This window comes from Lentzea sp. NEAU-D7 (assembly GCF_026242055.1).
Lineage (GTDB): Bacteria > Actinomycetota > Actinomycetes > Mycobacteriales > Pseudonocardiaceae > Lentzea.
In genome coordinates, this window is sequence record NZ_JAPJDL010000007.1 from 1 (window position 1) to 19,146 (window position 19,146).

18 protein-coding genes and 1 pseudogene are annotated in these 19,146 nt (G+C 70.0%); 8 read left to right on the forward strand and 11 right to left on the reverse strand.

Annotation, left to right across the window (positions count from 1 at the left end; translation table 11 throughout):
- Positions 1–339: 339 nt before the first annotated feature.
- The 3 genes from ORI60_RS15755 to ORI60_RS15765 form a co-directional block, all read right to left on the reverse strand.
- Entirely contained in the window at positions 340–1,314 is a 975-nt protein-coding gene (locus tag ORI60_RS15755) for a tetratricopeptide repeat protein (protein WP_266038038.1), read from the reverse strand.
- Entirely contained in the window at positions 1,311–2,135 is an 825-nt protein-coding gene (locus tag ORI60_RS15760; RefSeq protein ID WP_266038039.1) for an SCO6745 family protein, read from the reverse strand. Before ORI60_RS15760 ends, ORI60_RS15755 begins: the two co-directional genes overlap by 4 nt.
- A gap of 110 nt (positions 2,136–2,245) precedes the next feature.
- Positions 2,246–2,551, reverse strand: a complete 306-nt coding sequence (locus ORI60_RS15765) for an MTH1187 family thiamine-binding protein (protein ID WP_266038040.1) — start codon at positions 2,549–2,551, stop codon at positions 2,246–2,248.
- Between the two features lie 51 nt (positions 2,552–2,602).
- Here ORI60_RS15765 and ORI60_RS15770 point away from each other — a divergent pair, with 51 nt between their 5' ends.
- The 3 genes from ORI60_RS15770 to ORI60_RS15780 are packed head-to-tail and all read left to right on the forward strand — an operon-like array spanning position 2,603 to position 5,237.
- Positions 2,603–3,100 (forward strand): MarR family winged helix-turn-helix transcriptional regulator, encoded by a 498-nt coding sequence (locus ORI60_RS15770; protein WP_266038041.1) that lies wholly within the window; start codon positions 2,603–2,605, stop codon positions 3,098–3,100.
- A gap of 41 nt (positions 3,101–3,141) precedes the next feature.
- Positions 3,142–4,197, forward strand: a complete 1,056-nt coding sequence (locus ORI60_RS15775) for a phosphotransferase (protein WP_266038043.1) — start codon at positions 3,142–3,144, stop codon at positions 4,195–4,197.
- On the forward strand, positions 4,194–5,237 hold the full coding sequence (locus ORI60_RS15780; protein WP_266038045.1) for a phosphotransferase family protein: 1,044 nt from the start codon (positions 4,194–4,196) through the stop codon (positions 5,235–5,237). The genes ORI60_RS15775 and ORI60_RS15780 overlap by 4 nt, the downstream gene beginning before the upstream one ends.
- On the opposite strand, the gene ORI60_RS15785 is transcribed toward ORI60_RS15780, so the two are convergent.
- The 8 genes and pseudogenes from ORI60_RS15785 to ORI60_RS15815 all read right to left on the reverse strand — a co-directional run bounded on the left by ORI60_RS15785 (position 5,209) and on the right by ORI60_RS15815 (position 14,120).
- Entirely contained in the window at positions 5,209–5,532 is a 324-nt protein-coding gene (locus ORI60_RS15785; protein ID WP_266038046.1) for a DUF3817 domain-containing protein, read from the reverse strand. The genes ORI60_RS15780 and ORI60_RS15785 overlap by 29 nt on opposite strands.
- A 48-nt stretch (positions 5,533–5,580) precedes the next feature.
- Complete coding sequence (locus tag ORI60_RS15790; RefSeq protein WP_266038047.1) at positions 5,581–6,624, reverse strand: ABC transporter permease; 1,044 nt, start codon at positions 6,622–6,624, stop codon at positions 5,581–5,583.
- Entirely contained in the window at positions 6,621–7,532 is a 912-nt protein-coding gene (locus ORI60_RS15795; protein ID WP_266038048.1) for an ABC transporter ATP-binding protein, read from the reverse strand. The genes ORI60_RS15790 and ORI60_RS15795 overlap by 4 nt, the downstream gene beginning before the upstream one ends.
- Before the next feature lie 78 nt (positions 7,533–7,610).
- Positions 7,611–8,405, reverse strand: a complete 795-nt coding sequence (locus ORI60_RS15800) for a hypothetical protein (protein ID WP_266038049.1) — start codon at positions 8,403–8,405, stop codon at positions 7,611–7,613.
- Positions 8,406–8,499: 94 nt separating this feature from the next.
- Positions 8,500–8,976: a response regulator transcription factor gene (locus tag ORI60_RS44755; protein WP_416234419.1), complete on the reverse strand. Its 477-nt coding sequence runs from the start codon at positions 8,974–8,976 to the stop codon at positions 8,500–8,502.
- Positions 8,977–10,236: 1,260 nt separating this feature from the next.
- Positions 10,237–10,716, reverse strand: a pseudogene (locus ORI60_RS44760) (AAA family ATPase); the annotation flags it as partial.
- A gap of 28 nt (positions 10,717–10,744) precedes the next feature.
- Positions 10,745–12,952: a GH92 family glycosyl hydrolase gene (locus ORI60_RS15810; RefSeq protein ID WP_266038052.1), complete on the reverse strand. Its 2,208-nt coding sequence runs from the start codon at positions 12,950–12,952 to the stop codon at positions 10,745–10,747.
- A gap of 229 nt (positions 12,953–13,181) precedes the next feature.
- Positions 13,182–14,120 carry a hypothetical protein gene (locus ORI60_RS15815; protein ID WP_266038053.1) on the reverse strand — a complete coding sequence of 313 codons (939 nt, stop codon included), beginning with the start codon at positions 14,118–14,120 and terminating at the stop codon, positions 13,182–13,184.
- A 352-nt stretch (positions 14,121–14,472) separates the two neighbouring features.
- Here ORI60_RS15815 and ORI60_RS15820 point away from each other — a divergent pair, with 352 nt between their 5' ends.
- The 5 genes from ORI60_RS15820 (at position 14,473) to ORI60_RS15840 (ending at position 19,138) form a co-directional block, all read left to right on the forward strand.
- The gene (locus ORI60_RS15820) at positions 14,473–15,186 is read left to right on the forward strand and encodes an AfsR/SARP family transcriptional regulator (protein WP_266038054.1); all 714 of its coding nucleotides are present in this window, start codon (positions 14,473–14,475) and stop codon (positions 15,184–15,186) included.
- A gap of 145 nt (positions 15,187–15,331) precedes the next feature.
- The gene (locus tag ORI60_RS15825) at positions 15,332–16,315 is read left to right on the forward strand and encodes a LacI family DNA-binding transcriptional regulator (RefSeq protein ID WP_266038055.1); all 984 of its coding nucleotides are present in this window, start codon (positions 15,332–15,334) and stop codon (positions 16,313–16,315) included.
- Between the two features lie 29 nt (positions 16,316–16,344).
- Complete coding sequence (locus ORI60_RS15830) at positions 16,345–17,343, forward strand: class I mannose-6-phosphate isomerase (RefSeq protein ID WP_266038056.1); 999 nt, start codon at positions 16,345–16,347, stop codon at positions 17,341–17,343.
- The gene (locus ORI60_RS15835) at positions 17,340–18,104 is read left to right on the forward strand and encodes an ATP-binding cassette domain-containing protein (RefSeq protein ID WP_266038057.1); all 765 of its coding nucleotides are present in this window, start codon (positions 17,340–17,342) and stop codon (positions 18,102–18,104) included. Before ORI60_RS15830 ends, ORI60_RS15835 begins: the two co-directional genes overlap by 4 nt.
- Positions 18,104–19,138: an ABC transporter permease gene (locus ORI60_RS15840; protein WP_266038058.1), complete on the forward strand. Its 1,035-nt coding sequence runs from the start codon at positions 18,104–18,106 to the stop codon at positions 19,136–19,138. The genes ORI60_RS15835 and ORI60_RS15840 overlap by 1 nt, the downstream gene beginning before the upstream one ends.
- Positions 19,139–19,146 lie beyond the last annotated feature (8 nt).

Sequence of the window (19,146 nt, forward strand, 5' to 3'; positions counted from 1 at the left end):
TCGTCGAGTTGACACCCCTTCACGCATGTGGCCCGCTCTTGGTGCGGCTTGTGATGGGACCCCACCGCCAACGCACCCAGCTACGCAACAGGCAGCCGCCCAACTCAACAGGCGTGCCATCAACCCGCGCACGGCGCTGGCCCCCTGATCAGATTGCCGGGGGTCTGGGGGCAGCGCCCCCAGGGAAAGCACGCAACCCAAGCCGCCGCCCGCAAGGCGACCACCCACCAAGCCGCGGCAGGTAAAGGCGACCACCCGCAAGGTCGCGGCAGGCCAACGCAGGCGTCCCCCCGCCCCGGGACCCCCTACAACTCAACCTACTCACAACCCCCGACAAGATCAGTACAAAGCCGAAGCCAGCTTCCGCCGAGCCGCAGCAACCCGAGGATCATCAGCCGGGAACAGCTCGAACAGCCCCACCAGGTGCTGCCGAACCCGATCCCGATCCTCCCCGTAAACCCGCCGAACAGTCTCGACCAACCGGGAAAACGCCTCATCAACCATCTGCCCGGCGACCTCAGCGTCAGCAGCGGCAAGCTGGGCGTCGATGTCCTCAGGCGCCGAATCAGCCTTGGCGATCACAGCAGGGTCAACAGCCTCGGCCCGCTCAGCGAACCGAGCCTGCGCAAGCCCTTCCTTGGCCAGCTCGTTCGCGGGCTCGGAGGCGAGGATCTCCGAGTAGTACCCCTGAGCGGCGACGTAGTCGCCACGCTCGAAGGCTTCCTCGGCGGCAACGATCCGAGGGTCCTCGACGACGTCTTCCTCAACCCCGGGAACAGCCCCGGCCCGAGCCTCACCAGCCCGAATCCCGGGCAGCCGCTCCCGCAACGCGTCCAGCAACCGGGCGATCCACTGCGACAGCTCGGCGTCGGCGATGGGCCCGGCAAAAGCGTCGATAGGCTGACCTGCGGCAACGGCCACGGTGGTGGGCACCGACTGGACGCCGAACGCCTGCCCGATCCGGGGCGCGGTCTCCAGGTCGACCCGCGCCAGGATCCAGGCGCCGCCGGAGGCCGTGGCGAAGCGGGTCAGCGAAGCGGCCAGCTGCTGCGACTCGGGGCTGTAGGAGGCGCCCAGCAGCACCACGACGGGCACCTGCAGGGACTGCTCGACCACAGCCTGGAAGGAGGCCTCGGTGACGTCCACGATCCACGGCGCGGAACCGTTGTCGGGTGCGGGGGCACCACCGGCGGGGGCCGGCTTGGCAGCGGCGGTGCGGGCAGCGTCGGCTCGGGCCTTCAGGGCGCCCAGGTCGACGGCGCCGGAGAGTGCGGCGGACAGTGCGGCGGTCTTGCGAGGATCAGGCCTTGTCACGTGTTCCATCCTGGCACGGCTAGTTCCCGGACCGGGTCCAGGGCCATCGGGTTGACGCGCATCGCCTCGTTGGCTGAGGCGATGCGTAGAGCAAGCGGTGTCATCAGGTCGATGAACCGCTTCGTACCTACTGCACCCAGCGCTTCCCACGGTGCGAGAGCGGCCATGTCGGTCGCGCGCTCGACTGCGGCGAGGTCGCCGGGCAGATCAGAAACCGCTTCCCATTCTTCGACAGTCCAACCACGCGCGGTGCGCATGTATGCCGGATCGAGGGAATGCTCACGCGCGTAGAGCGCAAGCGCTTGGCACGGGCCCACGCCCGCGGCCACCAGGGCCGCCACGTGGCCGTCGCCGCGGGCTTCGCGCAGGATCGTGCAGGCGTGCCACAGGGCAAGGTGGGGTTCGATGGGCCACGGCAACGCGCGGTTCGCGGCGGCCAGCGGACGCCCGGCGATCGGGGCCGCGAGAGCCGCCGTCCTGGCCAGCGTCGCCGCCTCGGCGATCTCCGCGGTGTCCACCGAGCCCAGCAGGCGCCGCAACGCTCCGTCGACGCCCTCCAGCCGCACCCGCAGGTACGTGGAGGGCGAGGCGACCGCCCACGCGTCCGGCAGCGCACGGGAGACCATGCGCGGCGCGAAGTTGTAGAAGACCGCCGTCGCCAGCTCCGGCGACGCGGCCCCCAGAGGTGCGGCGCGCATGCCGAAGTAGCCCATCCAGCCGCCCTTGCAGCCCAGCGCGTCCGTCGCCGCGCGGGACTCGGGCGTGAAGTACGTGACGTCGTGGTAGGGCTCGAACCTCAACCACAGCTGTCTCGCGTCCACGCCCGACACGCTAGCCCAGTGGACCCCCGCGCACGGGTGCGCTCACCGTCACGGCGTAAGGCGTTCGGCCATCCGAGGAGACTCGGAAAGCCTCCTGGCCACCTCCGCGGTCACGGCGTGTCGGAGAGGTGCTCCTCGACGCGTTCGACCTTGGCCCTCAGTTGGCCGGAGTAGCCGGGCCGGATGTCCGCCTTGAGGACGAGCGACACGCGCGGGGCACTGGCCTGCACGGCTTCCGTCGCGCGCTTGACCACGTCCATCACCTCGTCCCACTCCCCCTCGATCAGGGTGAACATCGCGTTCGTCTCATTGGGCAGGCCGGACTCGCGCACGACCCGGATCGCCTCGGCGACCGCCTTCGCGACGCTTCCGGATTCGTCCGAACCGGACGGAGCAACGCTGAACGCGACAAGCACACGTGCCTCCTGCTGATCCACGAGTGGTACTGACTGGTAGCTTCCGTGCCCATGACACCGCTGCCGTTCGATCCGATCGCCCGCGCGGCCGAACTGTGGGACGACCGGGTGGGTTCCGCCACGGCGATGGCAGCCGTCACGAGCGTCATGCGTGTCCAGCAAATCATCCAGTCCGCCGTGGACGCAGCCCTCAAGCCGCACGGACTCACGTTCGCGCGCTACGAGGCGCTGGTGCTGCTCTACTTCTCCCGCAAGGGCGCGCTGCCGATGCGGGTGATGGGCGAGCGCCTGCAACTGCACCCGACGAGCGTCACCAACATCGTCGACCGGCTGGAGAGCGACGGCCTCGTCCGCCGCACCCCGCACCCGACCGACCGCCGCACCACGCTGGTCGAGATCACCGAAGCCGGACTGCAGCGCCGGGAGAGCGCGACCGCGGCCGTCGTCGACGTCAACCTCGGTCTCAAGGGCCTCACCGACCGCCAGACCGAGCAGCTCACGGACCTGCTCGCGAAGGTCCGCAGGGCCAGCGGCGACTTCGAGGACTAATTCGTTTGGGCGGTCAGGCCGGCCTGTGGCCTGATGGGCTCATGTGGGATCGACCGGACCGCTCCATCGTCGCGCTCGTCAGCACGCCCAGCGGGTTCACCGGGCGCACCAGGACGATTCCGGTCGAGACACCGAACTGGAACCACGTCGAGCCGGTCAACACCGCCCTGCGCGACCTGCTCGGGGTGGAGACCAGCGTCCTGCGCCTGATCTCGGTGGAGGGCGGCAGCGTGCCGTTCGGCGGCGTCGTCACCTACCACGTCGAGGCGCACGGCGAACCCGACCGAACCCACCTCGACCCCGCTGACGCCCCCGAACCGGACGCCGAGCACAGGCTGCCGTGGGCACGGCTCGGCGGACCGTCCGAGCTCGTCGCGTGGGCGGACTCGGTGGTCACCCGCACCGGCCCGGCGGCCCAGGTGCGGACGTGGAACCTCTCCAGCGTGCACCGGCTTCCCACCGCGCGGGGACCGGTCTGGCTCAAGGCCGTGCCGCCGTTCTTCGCCGACGAGGGCACGGTGATCAAGACGGTCGCCGCCCACGACCCCACCCTGGTGCCCGAGGTGCTGGCCAGCGCACCGAACCGCGTGCTGCTCAGCCAGGCCGAGGGCGCCAACTGCTGGCCGGTGACCCCTGAGCAGATCGAGGACGTCGTCCCGCGCTGGGTCGCCGTCCAGCACGCGCTGGCGGGCGAGGCGCAGCTGCGGCCGTCCGCCGTGCCGATGCCGGACTTCGGCCTGCCCGACACGCTCACGCACGGCGACTTCCACCCCGGCAACTGGCGCAGCAGCGGAGTCGTCATCGACTGGTCCGACGCCGTCTGGGGCCACCCGGCGCTCGACGCGTGCCGGCTCATGGAGTACGCCGAGCCCGGACTGCACGACCTGATCCGCCGCGTGTGGAGCGAGGCGTGGCTCTCCCACCGCCCGGACAGTCAACCGCTGGAGGCCCTGAAGGTCGCGCCTCGCGCGTCCCGGCTGCACAACGCGGTGAAGTACCAGGAGTTCCTGGACAACATCGAGGCCTCAGAGCGGATCTACCACGAGGGCGACCCGCAGGTCGAGCTCCGCGAGGCCCTGCGCCTGGTGACCCCGTGACCGCACGATCGGTCATCGCCCTGGTCAGCACCCCGACCGGGTTCGCGGGCCGCACGGACGCCATCGAGGTCGGCTCGCGCTGGTGGGCCGACGTCGAACCGGTCAACGAGGTGCTGGAACGACTGCTGGGCGTCCGGACGAGCGTGCTCAGGCTGATCTCCGCGAAGGGCGGCGAGCGGTCCGGCGGCGGCGTGGTCACCTACCACGTCGAGGCGCACGGCGAGCCCGACAGGACGCACCTCCACCCCGCGGAGGAACCCGCCCCGGACGCTCCGCACAGGCTGCCGTGGGCACGGCCGGGCGGCCCGTCCGAGCTGGTCGCCTGGGCCGACGAGCACGTCGAACGCACCGGCCCGGCCGTCCAGGTGAAGTCGTGGAACCTGTCGAGCGTGCACCGCCTGCCCACCGCGCGCGGCTCCGCGTGGCTGAAGGCCGTCCCGCCGTTCTTCGCGAACGAGGGCGAGGTGATCAGGATGGTCGCCGCCCACGACCCCGGCCTGGTGCCCGAACTGATCGCCGCGGCGCCGCTGCGCGTCCTGCTCGGCGAGGCTCCCGGCGAGGGCTGCTGGGACACCAGGCCCGAGCACGTCGAGGAGATCGTGCCGCGCTGGGTCGCGGTGCAGCACGCGCTGGCGGGCGAACCCCGGCTACGGCAGTGCGTGGTGCCGATGCCGTCGTTCGGACTGCCTGACACCTTGGTGCACGGCGACTTCCACCCCGGCAACTGGTTCAGCAGCGGCGTGGTCATCGACTGGTCCGACGTGGTCTGGGGCCATCCCGCACTGGACGCGGGCCGGCTCGTCGAGTTCTGCCGTCCCGAACTGCGCGACCTGATCCGCCGCGTGTGGAGCGAAGCCTGGCTGCGGCACCGGCCGGACAGCCGCCCGCTGGAGGCCCTCGACGTCGCCCGCCGCGCCGCGCACCTGCTGCTCGCGGTGCAGTACCAGCAGTTCCTGGACAACATCGAGGAATCCGAGCGGATCTACCACCGCGGAGCCCCCGAGAGGCATCTCAGAGCTGTTCGGCGGCCGGCTCGCTGAGGCGGCCGGTCTTCGAGGCCCAGCGCTCGAAGAGCACCGTGCCGAACGGCGGGATGCTCGACAGCAGGGCGAGGACCAGCGTGCGGGCGTTCCACTTCAGCGGTTCCTTCGTCATCAGCGTGACGAGGATGAAGGCGACGAAGACGAAGCCGTGGATCGGGCCGAAGATCTTGACCCCGATCTCGTTCTGCACGACGACGTACTTGAAGAACATCCCGAGCAGCAGGCCCGCCCAGGAGAGGGCCTCGGCCAGGGCGAGGATGCGGAACCGTCCGACCACGCTGGAGAACGTCATGGCCCCATCATGAACCGTGACGGGAAGCACACGAGCACGGGGCCTGTCCTATTCCTCCCATTTGAAGACGCGGGAGGCGACGAACCCGACCACCAGTGAGAAGCCGGCCAGGACGGCGCCGGGGACGACCAGCGCCTCGATCCCCTTGCCCCGCACCAGCACGTCGAGCATGCCGTCGTTCATGTGCCGCAACGGGAAGATCTTCGAGACGGTCTGCAGCCACGCGGGCGCCTGGTCCACCGGGAAGAACGTGCCGGACAGGAACGCCATCGGCAGCACCAGGATGTTCGCGGCCGCCGACGCCGCCTCCTCGGTCTTGGCGAACGCGCCGACCAGCATGCCGAGTGCGAAGAACGCGATGGTTCCCAGCAGCAGCAACGGAATCGCGAGCCACCACTGCCCCGACAGCTGGAGCCCGAAGACCGGCAGCGAGGCGATGCCGATGAAGGTCGCTCCCTGGATCAGCGCGACGCCGGTGCTCACCAGGATCCGCGACGACAGCACGGACGCCGTCGAGATCGGCGCGAGCCGGATGCGCCGCAGCACCTGCTTGCGCCGCCACGACACCAGGGTCAGCGCCGAACCGAACACCGCCGACACGGCGACGCCCCACGACAGGATGCCCGGCGTCAGGAACTGAATCGGCTTGAGCGAGGCGTCCTCGACCTTCTCCGCGGCGAACGTGAAGGTCGGCGGCTGGCCGGTCGCGGCGAGGTTCGCCCTGTCCACGAAGCCGTTGACGATCCCGAGCACGGTCGCCGACTGCACCTGGTCGCTCTGCGCGAACCGCACGTCGACCTGCTGCCCGCGGATGATCAGGGCGGCCGGGAGGTCGCCGTCCTTAACTTTCCGCACGGCGGCGTCGACGTCGTTGTAGGACTCCAGCTCCAGCGCGCCGCTGTCGCGCAGCGCGGCCGCGATCGGGCCGTCACCGACCAGGGCGATCCTCGTCTTGTCCGTGCCGCCGTCGCGCAGGAGCAGACCGAAGATGACGAGGAACATCAGCGGGAACAGGAAGGTGAAGAACAGCGTCACCTTGTCCCGGACGAAGCCCTTGAGCATCGCCACCGAAAGCGTCTTGAACGCGGTCATGCCCTGTACTCCCGGCCGGTCAGGTTGAGGAAGACGTCTTCGAGGGTGGCCGTGCGGACCTGCAGTCCGTCGAGCGCGCCGCGGTCGGCCAGCGCCGACAGCACAGGAGCGGGGCGGCGCGTGGAGAGCGTCAGCGACACCTCGTCCTCGTGGGCCTCGTCGACGCCGTCGAGCGCGGAAGCGTCCACAACGGACAGAACGCCCTTCTGCAGCGTCACGTGGGTCGGCGCGTCGAGGCCGCGCACCAGCACGGCCGGCCGGTCGAGCGCGAGGATCCTGCCGGTGTCCATGATGGCCACCCGGTCGCAGAGGATCTCGGCCTCGTCGAGGTAATGCGTGGTGTAGACGATGGTCTTGCCGCGTTCCTTGATGGCGCGCAGCACGTCCCAGAGGTTGCGGCGGGCCTGCGGGTCGAGCGCCGCGGTCGGTTCGTCGAGGAACACGATGTCCGGGTCGTGCACCAGCGCGCAGGCGATCGAGAGCCGCTGGCGCTGACCGCCCGAGAGCTTGTTCTCCTGCTCGTTCGCCTTGTCCGCGAGGCCGACCAGCTCCAGCATGTCCGCGGCCGTGCCGGCGCTCACGCCGTAGAGCGCGCCGAACGTCTGCAGCTGTTCCTTCGCGGTCAGCTTGTCGAAGAACGCCGTCGCCTGCAGCTGGACACCGATGCGCGGCAACAACTCCACGTTGCGCGGCCACGGACTCTCACCGAGCAGCCGCACCTCGCCGCTGTCGGGCTTGCGCAGCCCCTCGACGATCTCCAGCGTGGTGGTCTTCCCGGCGCCGTTGGGGCCGAGGATTCCGAAGAACTCGCCCTCCGCCACGGTGAACGAGACCCCGTCCACCGCTTTCAGGTCGCCGTAGCTCTTGCGGACGTCCCGCACCACGACCGCCGACCGTTCCTCCGTCATGGGCGAGACGGTAGGTCAGCACCTGTCGCACCGGGTCGCGGAACGACGAAAGTCGCCGCGAAGTCGAGACGAACGAGGTCAGCCGCCCGAGACGAGCAACGGGCAAGCGGTGTGGATGTCGTTCAACCTGCGCAGCGCCGAGGCGAACTGCTCGAAGCGGGCACGGGGAACGGCCGCGCGGACCTCGCCGATCACCTGCCACAGGTAGCGGTGCTCGGCGGTCTCCGCGAGGGGCTGCGGCGTGTGGCCGGGAACGTCGGCGGCGAACGCGAGCGCCACCGCCGCGGCGCGCAGGCACGCGGTCGCGAGCGTCACGCAGTCCTCGACGAGCGGGCGGTCGTCCTGTGCGCGCACGACACCGCTGACGGCGAACCGGACGGCCTGCATCAGCGCGAGGTAGAGGCGCTGGCCGGCCTGGACGCGTTCGAGCGGCAGGTTCTCGGTGCCGCAGCCGGGCGTCACGACGGTCATGCCGACCTGGGGTCGGCGCAGCACGTGGTCGAAGAGCGCGGTCGGCGCCCAGAGCAGGGTGCGCCAGGAGTCCTCGTGGATCGAGGTGCCCATCCTGGCCGCGTTCTCCAGCACGTCGAGGTAGGCGATGAGGACGCTGGAGAGGAAGACGCCGCCGCGGTCGCCGCCGACCCGCACGACACCGAAGCGTTCGTCGAGGCCGGAGTCGTGGACCCGGTAGCCGGGCGTCCACTCGATGACGCCGCTGCTCGCGAGGACCACGCGCGCGAGGCGCTGGTGCACGGGCGACGCCGAGAGCACCGTGTCGTCCAGCCCCATCTGGACGAGCGTGGACGCGGCGTGCTGCAGCGACTCGCGCCGCTGCGGCACGAGGTCGGGGTGCAGCAGACGGAACGGTTCCACGTCGCCTCCCCCTTCCGCAGTCGTGCTCACCATGAACGGCGGGGGGCCAGAAGTCATCCGGATGTACCGCAGTGTTACGTCTCAGTTGGACGCGTCAGTGCGACCGGGCCCACTCCGCGAGCTGCGCGCGAGTCGACAGGTCCAGCGCGGTCTTCACGTTGTGCACATGGGATTCCACAGTGCGGCGCGAAATCCCGAGCTTGGCCGCCACCTGGGCGTTCGTCAGGCCGCGCGCCACCAGTTCGACGACCATCCGCTGCCGGTCGCTGAGCACCGGGTGCCGCACCGCCTCCTGGTCCAGCGCGGTTTCCAGGGCGTGCCGCGCGTCCATCGCCCTGCCCGCGCCGAGCGCTCGCTGAAATGCCGACTGGGAAAGGGATTCCCGTGCCAGGTCCAGCGCGGCGGCAGTCTTCCGCCGCCACCACGCTTCCGGCGGAACAACCCACGTCGCGCGCATCTGCTGGCAGGCGGCCAGAAGCCGCACGCCGAGCTCGTGCCGGCCGGACGCCACCGCGACCAGGCCACGGCCCTCGACCGGCTCCAGCGCGGCCCGCGGTGCGTCCGCCGTCATCCGCGCGCTCTCCGCGAACCGGACCCCCGCCGTCACCACATCCCCGCGCTCCAACGCGATGCACCCCGCCGTGTGCACGGCGATGGCCACGACGTCCTGGCGTGCATGGGCTCTGAGGACCGGCAACGCGCCGTCGACCAGTTCCTCGGCTGCGTCGACCGCACCGTCGGCGAGCAGCCGCCAGCCGAGGTTGTGGCTCGACACGGCCACACTCACCTCGTTGCCGTTGCGTACGCCGTGCTGGATCGATCGGCGCAACGCCTCTGCGGCGTTCGACACGTCGCCCGCGCCGTCGTGAGCGGCCGCCAACGTCCGGAACAGACGGCACATGATCAGGTCCTGCCCACCGGACTTCGCCGTCTCGATCGCCTCGGTGGCGTACTTCACCGCTTGCTCGTGCCGTTCCTCGTGGCTTGCCAGCAGAGACGCGTACTCCAGCGCGAGGATCCGGTAACGGGCGTCGGCGGGTGACTGGTGCAGCACCTGCGTCAGCACCGCGCCGGCCTGGGCGAAGCGCCCGCGGTCGAAGCACACCCTGAGCAGCATCGTGGCGAGCAACAGCCGCCGGTCGTCCTGCGGCTCCACCAGGTGAGCGAACGCGTACGCCGCGTTGTCGTACTCCCGGTGCTGCGCCTCGACCTGCTCCGGCGCGAGGATCGACGACGAGACGCCGGGTTCGCCCTTCTCGCAGAGCCACGCGATGATCCGTTCCGCCGTCACCGCGTGCTCGCCGTGCTCCTCCAGCCGTTCCCGGGCGTAGAGGCGAACGGATTCGAGCATCCGGAACCGGCCGCCGGACTCCCGCACCACCAACGACTTCGCCTGCAACGCCGTGAGCGGCCCGATCACCTCGCCCCCGTGGACGACCCGGGCGAGGTCCAGCCCGAACCCGCCCGGCAGCAGTGCGAGCCGCCGGAACAGCTCCTGCTCGGCCCCGGTCAGCAGGTCGTGGCTCCACGCGATGGCCGCACGCAGGCCGCCGAGCAGGTCGAGCCGGTGGTCGAGACGCTCCGCGATCTCGTGCAACGGCACGGAGCCGGAGAGCTTCGCCGCCAGTTCGACGGCCAGCGGCACGCCGTCCAGCCGTGCGCAGATCGCCTCGACCGCCTCGGGGTCTCCGCTCGTTCCCGCGCGTTCGGCGAACAGCTCCACCGCGTCGGCCATGCCGTGCAGCGGGTAGACGACCTCGCCGATCGACCGCAGGGCCTCCCGGCTGGTCGCGAGAACCTGCACGTTCGGACAGCGCGACAGCAGCGCGTCCACGACGGCACAACACTCCTCGACGAGGTGCTCGCAGTTGTCGGCGAGCAGCAGGACCCGCCGGCCGCCCAGTTCCTGGAGCAACGTCGTCCGCAACGCGACACCGGCGCGCTGGTGCACGCCGGCGGCTTCCGCGAACACTTCCACCACCTGCTCCGGCCGGGTCAGCCTGCCCAGCTCGACCATGCGGACCTCGGCGCGTCCGGCCCGCCTGGCGAGCTCGACCGCGAGCCTGGTCTTCCCGATCCCGGCCGACCCCACGAGCGTGAGCATCCTGTGCTTGCGCAGCAACGGGAGCAGCTCCGCCAGCTCGCGCTCCCTGCCGACGAACGCGTCGTCGTGGCCGGGCAGCTCGGCGACCACAGTGGACGTCCCCGTGGAACGCCGGCGGTAGGCACGCTGACGGCACGCGTTCGAGCAGTACCGAGCCCGCGACGGCAGGGACGCGAACTCCGTGCCACAGCTCGGGCAGACACCCATCACACGAGCGTACGACCGTCTCGTCGTCTCAGTTGGAAGGTGTGCGGAGTTCCACGACCAGCGTGGTGCCGGAGACCAGCTCCGCGAGTTCGACCCGGTCCTTCGCCTTCGAGCGCCAGCCGCTCCGGATCCGCTGCACCACCTGCGTCTTCGTGACGTCGGCCGCCTCCGCCTCGATCACGACGTCCTTGCCGTTCTCGAGGTGGATCACGGCTCTGGTGAACCTCGGGGCGTGCGGCACGAACTCACCGGTTCCCGGCACCGCCGGGTACATCCCGAGCGCGCTGAACACGTACCAGGCCGACATCGTGCCGAGGTCGTCGTTGCCCGTGACGCCCGCCGGGCCGTTGACGAACAGCGTCTGCGCGGCCCGCACGACCACCGACGCCTTCTCCGGCTTCCCGATGAGCGCGTACATCCAGGGCACGTGCAGGTCGGGTTCGTTGTTCGGGTTGTACCTGAACTGGTTGTAGTAGTCGTACGGACCGACGACCCACTTCTCGCGGACCGTCCGCTTCGGGTCGACGAGCAGGTCCGCGTAGGCGAAGAAGTCGTCCAGCCGCGCCTCGGCCGCCGCCTTGCCGCCGAGCGCCGTGATCAGTCCGGTGATGTCGTGCTGGCACAGCCACTGGTACTGCCACGCCGTTCCCTCGTGGAACCCCTCCGGCCCCTGCGGTGTGAACGGGGTGAGCCAGGCGCCGTTCTGCAGCTTGGGCCGCGGGAAGCCGGTGAAGCCCCGGTCCGTGACGCTGTTGTCCCAGAGAGTTCGGTGGTTGAGACCCCGCGCGCGCAGTCGTTCGGCGTCCTCGGTGTGGCCCAGCGCCTCGGCCATGATCGCGAGCGTGGCATCGGCCAGCGCGTACTCCATGGTCGCCGACGCGCCGTGGTGCGGATCGGTGTCCTGCCCCTTCTTCGGGAAGCGCTTGTCGTACTGGACGAAGCCCTTGGCGAGGTAGTTCGGGTTGCCGGACCTGCCCTGGAAGCGGGAGCTCTGCGGCGGGACGCCGTCGGCGTTCTGCAGCAACGCCTGGTACGCCTGCTCTTCGAAGCCCGCGAGATGACCGAACCGCCACAGGTCGACCAGGAACGGCGTGACCGGGTCGCCGGTCATGCAGTTCGTCTCCTGGTTCGCGTACGCCCAGCGCGGCAGCCAGCCGCCCTGCTCGTGGATCGCCAGGATGCTCCGCGCGATGTCCTTGCTCCTGGTCGTGCGGATCAGCGCGAGGAGCTGGTTGTGGGCCCTGTAGGTGTCCCACAGCGAGTAGTACTCGTAGTAGGTCCAGCCGTCGGCCTGGTGGATCTGGTCGTCGAAGCCGCGGTACCGGCCGTCCGCGTCGCTGCCGGTCAGCGGCTGGAGCAGCACGTGGTAGAGCGCGGTGTAGAAGACCGCCCGCTCGTCCCAGTCCTCCGTCTCGATCTCGATGCACCCGAGCTCCGCGCGCCAGGCCTCCTGCGCCTCGTTGCGGATGTCGTCGAAGGTCTTGCCGGCGGTCTCGGTCTCCAGGTTGTTCGCGGCGCCCTGCTCGTCCACTTGGGACAGTGCGGTCACCGCCGTGACCGGGCCCGGCGCGAACGTGACCCAGGCTCCCCGGAGTCCGGCGCCTCCCGCGGAGTCGCGCCGGCCGGGCCTGGGTCCGGTCGGGCCCCAGGTGCCGAACTCCTCGAAGGGGCGGTCGAACCTGGTGGTGAAGCAGGTGACGTACGGACGGCCACCGCAGAAGGCCTGCGTCTCCACGGTTCCGGTGATCGTGCGGTCGTCCACGACCCTGATGGAGCTGGCGCTGACGGGTTCCTTGTCGTTGGCCTGCCCGACGTTGACGAGCAGCGTGCCCCTGACACCACCGGGGAACGTGTAGCGCTCGACGCCGGCCCTCGTGGTGGCGGTGCACTCGACGGTGATGTCGCGGTCCAGCTTCACCTTGTAGTAGCCGGGTTTGCCGATCTCGCCGTCGTGCGTGTACGCGCTGGCGTACCGCTTGTGGTCGAACGTCTGCGGCAGCTGCGTCACCGGGAGGATCGGCACCAGCCCGCCCTGCTCCCAGCACCCCGCGCCGGACAGGAAGAAGTGCCCGAAGCCGCGGATCTGCTGGTCGTCGTAGCGGTAGCCGGCGTAGTGGGAACCGATCGGGCTGGAGTGGGCCTTGCCGAACGGCATGGACGCGCCGGGGAACGTGTTTCCCTCGTCCTTCGTGCCGATGAAGGTGTTGACCGACTCGATGGGATCCAGTGCGTCCACGTGATCGACCCTAGTGGTGGTTCCCGGCCCTGGCCGAGTGGTCCGGTCGGGTGGTCCCGCGGTGAGGGACCGGGCCGGGGCGCGACCACCGCCGCACGCGCACCCCGGCCCGGGGGTCTGCTCACCGGACCGGGGTACAACGCGGTCCGTCACCAGATCATCGCTGAGCGCACACGGTCCAGGTCAAGACCATGACGATCACCTGTCCGGTTCCGGACAACACGAGCCGTCAGGCCGGGATCGCCTGAAGCGACGTGCAGCCCACGCCGAGCTTCGCCAACGCCTCCAGGGTGAGCTCGGCGAGCCGGTCGTTCAGGGCCGGGTCCGGCAGCGACGACCGCGTCCGGTGCAGCTCAGCCGCGGTGGCGCCGGGGCCGTGACCGTACGTGACCACAACGGATCTGTTGTCCGTCGCGCTCACCTCGACCCTGATGCTCGAGTAGATGCCGGTCAACAACGAGTTGATCTTCCACGCGAGGTCGACCACGCCGACGAACGCGGTCAGGCCGGCGACGACCGTCAGGATCGTCACCGGGTCCGCCTCGAGCTCGCTCTTCATCGGTGTCGTCCACTTCGCACCGTCGTAGAGCCGGACCGCGTGGTCGGCTGTGGTCAGGTCGATCTCGACCTGCCTGGACCTGGCCTCGCTGAACATGGTGCCCGTGGCGATCTTCTGCTCGAACCAGACCAGCACGGTGTCCACCGGGGTGAGGCTGTCGGTTCCCATGACCACCTTGTCCTGCGCCGCGTAGATCGGCGTCACCGACTTGTTGCCCGCGCCGTCCACCGAGACAGCGGCCAGCACCGGATGGATGTCCCCGAAGTCGTTCTGGAACGTGATCGCCGTCGGCGACGGGCCGGTGCCGGGCCCCTTGAGCTCGCCGTACTTGTCCATCTCGACCAGGGAGCCCAGCCCGACGTCCAGCGCGTCGTCGGCGACCATCACCTGCGGGCTGTCCGGGTAGGAGTTCGTCACGAAGAACTGGAACTCCGGCTTCCAGGAGAACGTGTTCGAGCCGAGGTACGTCTCCTTGTCGGCCGACTTCCAGACGACGTTGTACGTGTCCTTGACCTTCCTCGCGAAGCAGAGGTTGTAGTGGTTCGCCTTCATCTTGACGAGAGCGTCCGGGGTGAGCCGGATCTCGACGCTCTTCTGGCCATCGGTCATGGTCGTTCTCCTGTCCTGGATGTCAGGGCCGTGCGGTCCCGACACCGCACACGCTCCGATGCCCGCGTCTCCCCGGCATCGCCGTAACGCACGACGTCCTGTCGCCGCCGCATCGACGTCACCCGATGGGCTGGACCGGAACAGGCGCGTCCGTTGGGCCATTGGCGTTATGGCTGCCGGGTGATCGGCGACGCGCTGTCGCCGCGGACTCCCTACCGGGTGGCGGTCAAGTGCGCGCACGACTGAGGGGCCACCACCGGACGGCCGAAGGGCGGACGCCGCCGCAGGCGGACGAGAGATGCCCCGGAGACGCCACCGGGCGATGCTCGAAACGGCCGACGGAAGGATCACGATGAGAGACGCCGATGGCGCACACCTGGTGTTGCTGGGCCGGTTCGAGCTGCTCACTGGCCGCGGGGACGTCGTGCTGCCCAAGGGCGCCCAGCGGTTGCTGGCCTTCCTCGCGATCCACCACGGCGACGCGGTGAGCCGGCAGGCCGCCGCCGAGCAGCTGTGGCCCGAGTGCCGCAGGCAGCGCGCGACCGCCAACGTGCGGCAGGCGTTGTGGCACCTGCGCCGCGCCACAGACCGCCCCGTCGTCGAACCCTCGGTGGACCGGCTGCGGCTGTCCCCCGCTCTGACCGTCGACTTCTGCCTTGCCGTGGAAGCGGCACACCACGTCGTCGGCGCTACAGCCGCGGCGGGCGCGGCCGGGCTCGTCGGCGCGTTGTCGAGGGATCTGCTGCCGTACTGGCCGGAGGAGTGGCTGGCCGCCGAGCGACGGCGCTGGGAACAGGTCAGGCTGCACGCGCTGGAGGCGATCGCCCAGCACTTCATCTCGGCCGGCGCACACCTCGCCGCGATGGAGGCCGCGTTCACCGCGATCTCCATCGACCCGGTGCGGGAAACCGCGCACCGGTCGGTGATCGCGGCACACCTCGCCCAGGGCAACTGCGGGTCGGCATTGCGGCACTACCAGCACTACCGCGCCCTTCTGCACCGCGAACTGGGCGTCACACCGTCATCGCACATGACCCGGCTCGTCGCGTCCCAGTCAGCGTTGTGAGCCATGGGCGTCAACCCGCGGCAGCCCCTTGACCGGGCAGGAAACTGTTGACAAGCCCGTAAAGCCGAGGTGAGATACGCCCACTATGACAACGTTGTCCCCCAGCGGGCCCGTAGCCGGTCAGCGCAAGGTACGTCGCGCGACGATGAACGACGTCGCGCGGCTGGCGGGCGTGAGCATCAAGACCGTCTCGCGCGTGGTCAACGACGAGCCGGGCGTGCACCCGTCCACCGCCGAGCGCGTGCTCGCGGCCATCGACCAGCTCGGGTTCCGGAGGAACCTGAGTGCCCGCAACCTGCGCCGGGGCTCGTCCACCGGCACGATCGGGCTGGTGCTGGAGGACGTCGGCAACCCGTTCTACTCCGGCGTGACCCGCGCTGTCGAGGAAATCGCCCGGCTGCGCGGCAGACAGGTGATCTCGGGGTCGTCCGACGAGGATCCCGGGCGTGAACGCGAGCTGGCGCTGGAGTTCTGCAGCAGGCGCGTGGACGGGCTGCTGATCGTGCCCGCCGGCCTGCAGCACAGCTACCTGGTTCCCGAGATGCGCGCGGGCACGCCCGTGGTGTTCCTGGACCGGCCCGCGGGTGACGTCGTGGCGGACACCGTGCTGGTGGACAACATCGGCGGCACCGTCGAGGCGGTCACGCACCTCGCCTCGCACGGGCACCGCCGCATCGCGTTCCTCGGTGACGCGCCGGACATCTTCACGGCCAACGAGCGCCTGCGCGGTTACCGCGAAGGGTGCGTGCGAGCGGGCATCGGGTACCACGAGGAGCTCGTGGCGATGGGCCCGCACGACGAAAGCAGCGTCAGGACCACGTTGCAGCGCCTGCACGGCATGCGGGAGCCCGCGACGGCGATCGTGGCCGGCAACAACCGCATCACCGTCTACATCCTGCGCGCACTCGCGGGCGTCGCCGAGAGGCCCGCGCTGGTGGGCTTCGACGACTTCGAACTCGCTGACCTGTTGTCGCCGCCGGTGACCGTGATCGCGCACGACGCGAGCGCGCTCGGCAAGGCGGCCACCGATTTGTTGTTCGCCCGACTGGATGGCGACAACTCACCACCGCGCCGCGTCGTGCTGCCGGTGCGCTTGGTGCCACGAGGATCCGGGGAGGTCCACGCGTGAGTTCTGGTGTTCTCCACCAGCCTGTCAACTTGCCCGCCAACCAGCCGAAGCAGTTCTACCGCGGCGGTGAGGCGATCGCCGCGTTGCGCGGCGGGACCAGCGGTGACTTCGGCCCCGAGGACTGGGTGGCGTCGACGACGACTCTCTACGGGCGCAGCGACGCCGGTCTGACAACGTTGCCGGACGGCGTCCTGCTGCGCGACGCGGTGCAGGCGGACCCGCTGGGATGGCTCGGCGCGGACCACGCGGCGAAGTTCGGCGGCGACACGGCGTTGCTGGTGAAGCTGCTCGACGCGGGCCAGCGCCTGCCGGTGCACTGCCACCCGTCGAACGCGTTCGCGTCCTCCCACCTGAACTGCCGCCACGGCAAGACGGAGGCGTGGATCGTCGTCGGCACGACCGGCGCGAACCCGACCGTCTACATCGGATTCCGCGAGGACGTGCCCGCGGACACCGTCGCCGACTGGGTCGCCACGCAGGACACCAAGGCGATGCTCGACGCGCTGAACCCGGTCTGCGTCCGTCCCGGCGACACCGTGTTCGTGCCCGCCGGCGTGCCGCACGCGATCGGCGAGGGCGTGTTCATCGTCGAACTGCAGCAGCCCACGGACTTCTCGGTCACGCTGGAGTGGCAGGGCTTCCTCGCCGACGCGGACGTCGGCCACCTCGGCCTCGGCTACGACGTCGCGCTCGACTGCGTCGACCGGCGGGGCTGGAACGGCAAGCTCGACGAGCTCGTGCGCCAGACGTCCGAGAAGTGGGCGCCGTCGGTCGACCTGCTCGGCCACGACGCGGACCCGTTCTTCCAGGCCGACCGCCTTCACGTCGAGGGCTCCTTCACGCTGGAGCCGTCGTTCGCCGTGCTGGTGGTGCTGGAGGGCGCGGGCAAGCTCGGTGAGCTGGAAGTGCGCAAGGGCCACACGCTCGTCGTGCCGCACGCGGCGGGTGAGCTCGGTCTGACCGGTGATCTGGTGGCGATCCGCTGCCGTCCGCCCGTTCTGTCCACAGTGGAGGATGTGACGCCTTGAGCCAGCCGTTGCTGGAGGCTCGTGATCTCACGAAGAACTACGGCACCGTGAAAGCTCTCCGCGGTGCCTCGTTCACCGCTCACGCCGGTGAGGTCGTGTCGCTGATCGGCGACAACGGCGCCGGCAAGTCCACCCTGGTGAAGTGCCTGTCCGGGGTGGAGCGGCCGACCGGCGGCACGATGATCTTCGACGGTGAGCCGGTCGTGCTGAACTCCCCCAACGACGCCCGCGACCTGGGCATCGAGACCGTGTTCCAGGACCTCGCGGTCGCGCCGGACCTCGACCCGGCCGCGAACATGTTCCTGGGCCGGGAGATCCTCAAGCCGGGGATCCTCGGCCTCCTCGGCGTGCTCGACAAGAAGGCGATGCGCAAGCAGGCCTCCGAGCACTTCACCCGGTTCGGCGCGACGCTGCAGAGCGTCGACGTGCCGATCGCGGCGCTCTCCGGTGGCCAGCGCCAGTCCGTCGCGGTCGCGCGGTCGGTGGCGTGGGCGTCGAAGCTCGTGTTCATGGACGAGCCGACTGCCGCACTCGGCGTCGTGCAGCGGCAACGCGTGCTCGACGTGATCAAGCGCGTGCGCGACGAAGGCGTCGCCGTCGTGCTGATCTCGCACAACATGCCCGAGGTGCTGTCGGTCTCCGACCGCGTCGAGGTGCTGCGCCTCGGCCGTCGCGTGGCTCGTTTCAAGGCCGCGGACACCAGCGTGGAAGAGCTCGTCGGCGCGATGACCGGCGCGCTGACCCAGGAGGACGCGGACTGATGACTGACGAGACGACAACGATGTCATCTCTGCCGGACGAGCAGCGCACGCCGTTGCTCAAGCGTCTGACCGGCGCGAACACGCTCTGGATCGGCCTGGTGCTGCTCGGCCTCGTCGCCGCGTTCGGAGCGATCCGGCCCGACGCGGTCTTCCAGGTGACCACCCTGCAGTTCCTGCTGGCGGAGACGGCCGTGCTGCTGGTGCTGTCGGTCGGCATGACGTTCGTGATCATCACGTCCGGCATCGACCTGTCCGTGGGTTCGGTGCTGGTGTTCGCGTCGGTGTCCTCCGCCATGGCGATGAACGCCGTTTCCGGTGGCGACGCGACGAACGCCGGCTGGGGCGTGATCGCGTTCGGGCTGCTGGTCGCGGTGGTCAGCGGCGCGGTCTGGGGTCTGCTCAACGGCCTGTTGATCTCGCGCGCGAAGATCCCGGCGCTGATCGTGACGCTGGGGTCGTTCGGCGCGGCGCAGGGCGCGGCCCTGTTGCTGAACAACGGTTCCAACTTGTCCGGCATCCCGGACAGGCTGAACCGCACCTTCGGCTCCGGCACGTACCTCGGCATCCCGAACATCGTGATCGTGGCCGCGGTCGTCACCGCTCTCGGAGCGCTGCTGCTGTCGACCACGCGGTTCGGCCGCTACACCTACGCGGTCGGCTCGAACGAGGAGGCGGCGCGGCGCGTCGGCATCTCGGTGCGCGGCCACCTGACGAAGGTGTACCTGCTCGCGGGCACCCTCGCGGGTCTCGCGGGGTTCATGGGCAACGCGTTCTTCCGCGTCGCGGTCGTCACCGGCCACGAGACGGACAACCTGAACGCGATCGCCGCCGTCGTACTGGGTGGTACCAGCATCTTCGGCGGCATGGGTTCCGTGCTGGGCACGGTCTTCGGCGTGTTCATCCCGGCGGTGTTGGAGAAGGGCCTCGTGATCATCGGGGTCAAGGAGTTCTGGCAGCCTATCGCCGTGGCGATCGTGCTGGTGGCCGCCGTGTGGCTGGACCAGACACGGCGGCGGGCGCGCAACCGACGTTAGGAAGGTGC